Below are 5471 nucleotides of genomic sequence, written 5' to 3'. Positions count from 1 at the left end.
ATGTACGGCGAGAAGCTGCAACGCCGCCATCGGCATTTTCTCAGGCTCGCGTCTCGGGCCCGCCATTTTTAAATGCGTTGAACAGTTTAAATTAGCGGCATCAGATACCTTATACCGAGCGCTAAATCTCCGCCCACATCCTCAACAGATTATGATAATGCCCCGTCAACCCCACGGTCGCATCCGAATCCCCATGCGCGCCGCGCACCTGCTGGATATTCTGGTCCAGCTCGAACAGCATGCTGCGCTTCCAGTCGTCGCGCACCATGCTCTGGGTCCACAGGAACGAGCAAATGCGCTCGCCGCTGGTGACCGGCATCACGCGGTGCACGCTGGTCGACGGATAGACGATCACGTCGCCGGCCGGCAGCTTGACCTCATGCGTGCCATAGGAATCGACCACCACCAGTTCGCCGCCTTCGTATTCTTCCGGCTCGCTCAGGAACACGGTCGACGAAACATCGGCGCGCATCGACTGGGCGCCGCCCTTGGGCGTGCGGATGGCGCCGTCGATATGCAGGCCATAGTGTTCGCCGCCGGCGTAGCTGTTGAAGAATGGCGGCAGGATGCGCAGCGGCAGCGCGGCGGCAAAGAACAGCGGGTTGGCCATCAGCGCGCGGCTGATCATCTCGCCCAGTTCCAGCGCCAGCGGCGAGCCCTCGGCCAGCTGGCGGTTGCGCTTGACCCTGGCGCCCTGCTCGCCGACGCTGGCGCGGCCATCGACCCAGTCGGTCTGCGCCAGGCGCTGGCGGAAATACGTCACCTGTTCCGGCGTCAGCACGCCGGGTATATGCAGCATCATCTGGCTATCCTCTTTGAATAAAAATCATTACCGGATTATCGCACCGGCCACCGCGCCAAAACAGGCCTGAAGGCAAGATCTGCGCAGGTCGCAACGGCTGACGAAACGCGAATGCGAATGGCCTTCATTTGCCTTGACGAATAAAAATTGGCCGCTTGTGGCAATCCATATGAGAATGGGTTTTATTCGCGCGATATTTACGTTAAAAATACGGAAAAACCTTCTTCGAGGTCAAAAATCGCCAACATTTTGCGCTATCATGCGGGCATAGCGAGACCGGCAACCGAGCAATCCACGTGCGTCACCAGGCAGCCCAGCGCCACCCGGCAGTGACCGCCCCGCATCCGGTTTCATCATTGACTGCAACACAGAACAAAGGAAATCCCATGAAGGGCGATAAAGAAGTCATCCGCATGCTCAACGCACAGCTCACCAACGAACTGTCGGCCATCAACCAGTACTTCCTGCATGCGCGCATGTACAAGCACTGGGGCCTGGAAAAGCTGGGCAAGAAAGAATACGAAGAATCGATCGGCGAAATGAAACACGCCGACAAACTGATCGACCGCATCCTGATGCTCGACGGCCTGCCTAACCTGCAAGCGCTGCACAAGCTGCTGATCGGCGAGAACACGCCGGAAATGCTGGAATGCGACCTGAAACTGGAACGCGCCGCGCACGCCACCGTCAAGGAAGGCATTGCCATCAGCGAAAAAGCGGGCGACTACGTATCACGCGACCTGTTCCTGATGATCCTGGAAGACACGGAAGAGCATATCGACTGGCTGGAAACGCAGATCGACCTGATCGCCAAGATCGGTCTGCAGAATTACCTGCAAAGTCAGATGGCAGTCGAAGAGTAACGAGGACACCTGCCAAAACCTGCTGCGCGTCGGCACAGGCGGCCTGCGATGCTCACCGTACCAGATTACGGTTGCGCTTCTCGGCCACCTCTTCCTTCCGCTCGCTACGGTTTTGTCAGGCGTCGTAACGTTGAAGGTGAAATAAAAAACCGGCACATGTGCCGGTTTTTTTACGCCTGCGGTACGGTATCCTTAAATGACTGCCGCTCGGACAATTTGTCGAACAGGCGCGCCAGCGCCGGATGCTCGCCGCGCCAGTCGATCTCGGGGAAGCGGAAGCTGAGCCAGCCCAGCGCGCAGCCGACCGCCACGTCGGCCAGCGTGTAGTTCTTGCCGGCGCAATACACGCTCTCGCCCAGGCGATGCGCCAGTGCCGCCAGGCCCAGCGTGACTTTGTCGTGCTGGCGCGCAATCCAGGCGTCGCTCTGCAGTTCAGGCGGACGCTGGGCGCGTTCCAGGCGCATCAGCACGCCTGCATCGAGGATGCCGTCGGCCAGTGCTTCCCAGTTCTTGATGTCGGCCCGCTCGCGGCCATTGCCGCCGGCCGGCAACAGCTTGCACACGGGCGTGAGCGTGTCGAGATATTCGACGATCACGCGCGAGTCGATCAGCGCGCTGCCGTCTTCCATCACCAGGCACGGTACCTTGCCCAGCGGATTGGACTGGGCGATGCGCGTTTCCGGCACCCAGACGTTTTCCAGCTCGAACGCATAGTCGAGCTTTTTCTCTGCCAGCACGATACGGACTTTGCGGACATACGGACTGGCGAGGGAACCGATGAGTTTCATGGACACTTCAAGGTGAATGAGCAGCTATCAGTATAGCATCGGCATCCGTGGCATTTGGCAGCGCATGGCTACCTGCTTTGCCGGTGTGGCGGGCATGCCGCATTCGGCGCGTATCCGCAGCATTTGCAGCCGCCGGGCTGCCGCAAGCGGGCGAGGAGGACGCCAGCAGTGGTAAAATCCCGTTTTTACTGTGGCGCCATCCAGACCGACCATCCGCTTGCCATCGCGCCAGCCCTCCTGCGCGCCACACGCCCACCGTTTCTTTAACTTGCGTCCGCTCTCATGACCTCTACTACTCCGTATTCCACGCTGTCGGCCCTGTCTCCGCTCGATGGCCGCTACGCCAGCAAGACCGATCTGCTGCGCCCGATCCTGTCCGAAGCCGGTTTCATGCACCATCGCGTAAAGGTGGAGATCTCGTGGCTGCAGGCGCTGTCGCAAGCGGGCTTTGCCGAAATCAAGCCATTCTCGGCGGAAGCGAATGCCCTGCTCGACAAGATGGCGGCCGACTTCTCGGAAGCCGATGCGGCGCGCATCAAGGCGATCGAAGCGGTCACCAACCATGACGTCAAGGCGGTCGAATACTGGCTCAAGGAACAGGTCGCGGACGTGCCGGAACTGGTGGCCGCCTCGGAATTCATCCATTTTGCCTGCACCTCGGAAGACATCAACAACACCTCGCACGGCATGATGCTCAAAGCCGCGCGCGATGGCGTGATGCTGCCGGCCCTGCAAGGCCTGGTGACCAGGCTGACACAGATCGCGCACGACAATGCCGACGTGCCGATGCTGTCGCGCACGCACGGCCAGACGGCCAGCCCGACCACGCTGGGCAAGGAATTTGCGAACGTGGTGGCCCGTCTGCAGCGCGCCGTCAAGCGTATCGAGCAGGTCGAAATCCTAGGCAAGATGAATGGCGCGGTCGGCAACTACAACGCTCATTTGTCCGCCTACCCGTCGTTCGACTGGCCGGCGTTCTCGCAAGCCGTGATCGAACAGCGCCTGGGCCTGGTGTTCAACCCGTACACCATCCAGATCGAGCCGCATGACTACATGGCCGAACTGTTCGATGCGTTTGCGCGCGCCAACACGATTTTGCTGGACCTGAACCGCGATATCTGGACCTACGTGTCGCTGGGCTACTTCAAGCAGAAGCTGAAGGCCGGCGAAATCGGTTCCTCGACCATGCCGCACAAGGTCAACCCGATCGACTTCGAAAACTCCGAAGGCAACCTGGGCCTGGCCAATGCTGTGCTGAAGCACCTGTCGGAAAAACTGCCGGTGTCGCGCATGCAGCGCGACCTGACCGACTCGACCGTGCTGCGCAATATCGGCGTGGGCCTGGGCTACACGCTGCTGGCCTACGACAGCTGCCTGCGCGGCCTGAACAAGCTGGAAGTGAACCACGCGCGCCTGGCGCAAGACCTGGACGCGACCTGGGAAGTGCTGGCCGAGCCGGTGCAGACCGTGATGCGCCGCTATGGCATCGAAAACCCGTACGAGCAACTGAAGGAACTGACGCGCGGCAAGGGCATTTCGAAAGAAGCGCTGCAAACCTTCGTCAACGGCCTGGCGATTCCACAGGACGCCAAAGACGTGCTGCTGACGATGACGCCAGCCAATTACATCGGTATCGCAGCGCAACTGGCCAAGGCCATTTAATTATCCTGTCGGCGCCTGGTTGCAGGCGCTTCATTCTTCCGCGGGGCAGCCGGCAACAAATGCCGGCCGCCCCGCGGTTTTTCCGCCCGTCTTTCTTGTAGAATCAGCAGCGCCCCAGCGCAGTTTGTTTTTCTTTGGTATATTAGGCCGAATTAGTCCTAACACGTACTACTTTCAAGAAAGCAATCGATGCACCGCTACACTACCACCGCCATCATCCTGCACTGGCTGACCGCCCTGCTCATCATCAGCGCTTTCGTGATGGGCCTGGTCATGACCGATATCCCGGGCCTGACGCCCACCAAGCTCAAATACTTTTCCTGGCATAAATGGCTGGGCGTGACGGTGCTGGGCATCGCCGCCATCCGCCTGCTGTGGCGCAAGGCCAATGTGCCGCCACCGCACCCGGCCGGCATGGCCGCCTGGCAAAAAAAGGCCGCCGACGCCATGCATGTGGTGCTGTATATCCTGATCTTCGCCGTGCCGATTTCGGGCTACCTGTATACGCTGGCCGCCGGCGTGCCGGTGGTCTACCTGGGATTGTTCCAGCTGCCGGTCATCATGGCGCCCAACCCCGAGCTTAAGCCGCTTTTAAAAGACATTCACTATGTTCTGAACATGACAATGGCCGCGGCCGTTGCCGCCCATGTCCTGGCGGCGCTCAAGCATCAATTCATCGACAAGGATGGCGTGCTCAAACGCATGCTGCCCTGATCACGCAACGCCCTTTACTGAACTACCAGGAAAAATAAAATGAAAACCACCCAACGCATCGTCCTCGCTTCCCTGCTCGGCCTGTCCGTCGCCGCCACTGCCGCCACCCTGCTGAAAACCGATCCCGCCAAATCGAGCGTGTCGGCCGTTTTCAAGCAGATGAACGTGCCGGTCGAAGCAAAATTCAAGAAATTCAATATCGCCATCGACTACAACCCGGCCACGCCGGACGCGTCCAAGGCTTCGGTGGAGATCGACACGGCCAGCATCGATATCGGCGATCCGGAATACAACAAGGAAGTGGCGAAGAAAGAATGGTTCAACGCGGCCCAGTTCCCGAAAGCGACGTTTGTCTCGAGCACCATCAAGGCTGCCGGCGCCGGCAAGCTGACCGTCACCGGCAAGCTCAACATCAAAGGCAAGGCCACCGACGTGACCTTCCCATTGACCGTGAAATCGGAAGGCGGCAAATACACGTTCGACGGCGCCCTGCCGATCAAGCGCCTGACCTACAACATCGGCGAAGGCGAGTGGAAAGATACGAGCATGGTGGCGGATGAGGTCACCATCAAATTCCACGTCGCCGCCCAGTAACGCCTGAAAAAACGTCCATGACTGCGTTGCTCTTGCCTCGCCGTGCTG

General features: G+C 59.7%; 6 protein-coding genes. 4 read left to right on the top strand and 2 right to left on the bottom strand.

The window, feature by feature from the left end:
* Positions 1-121 precede the first annotated feature (121 nt).
* Complete coding sequence (locus RTQ46_RS15170; protein ID WP_312437800.1) at positions 122-802, bottom strand: Fe2+-dependent dioxygenase; 681 nt, start codon at positions 800-802, stop codon at positions 122-124.
* A gap of 386 nt (positions 803-1188) precedes the next feature.
* Between RTQ46_RS15170 and bfr the strand changes: the two genes are divergently transcribed.
* Positions 1189-1665: a bacterioferritin gene (gene bfr, locus RTQ46_RS15165; protein ID WP_065307050.1), complete on the top strand. Its 477-nt coding sequence runs from the start codon at positions 1189-1191 to the stop codon at positions 1663-1665.
* A 170-nt stretch (positions 1666-1835) separates the two neighbouring features.
* Here bfr and RTQ46_RS15160 read toward each other — a convergent pair whose 3' ends face one another.
* A complete protein-coding gene (locus tag RTQ46_RS15160; RefSeq protein WP_312437796.1) occupies positions 1836-2453 on the bottom strand; it encodes a glutathione S-transferase N-terminal domain-containing protein in 618 nt (205 codons plus the stop codon).
* A gap of 282 nt (positions 2454-2735) precedes the next feature.
* Between RTQ46_RS15160 and purB the strand changes: the two genes are divergently transcribed.
* From purB to RTQ46_RS15145, 3 genes are all read left to right on the top strand, one after another.
* Positions 2736-4115, top strand: coding sequence for an adenylosuccinate lyase (purB, locus tag RTQ46_RS15155; RefSeq protein ID WP_312437794.1), 1380 nt, complete (start codon positions 2736-2738; stop codon positions 4113-4115).
* Positions 4116-4304: 189 nt separating this feature from the next.
* Positions 4305-4829, top strand: coding sequence for a cytochrome b (locus RTQ46_RS15150; RefSeq protein WP_312437792.1), 525 nt, complete (start codon positions 4305-4307; stop codon positions 4827-4829).
* Between the two features lie 39 nt (positions 4830-4868).
* Positions 4869-5423, top strand: a complete 555-nt coding sequence (locus RTQ46_RS15145; protein WP_312437791.1) for a YceI family protein — start codon at positions 4869-4871, stop codon at positions 5421-5423.
* Positions 5424-5471: the final 48 nt, after the last annotated feature.

It is taken from the genome of Janthinobacterium sp. (genome assembly GCF_031995485.1).
Lineage (GTDB): Bacteria > Pseudomonadota > Gammaproteobacteria > Burkholderiales > Burkholderiaceae_D > Janthinobacterium.
The sequence above is the reverse complement of the archived record's forward strand: the minus strand, read 5'-3'. Positions and strand labels throughout refer to the sequence as shown.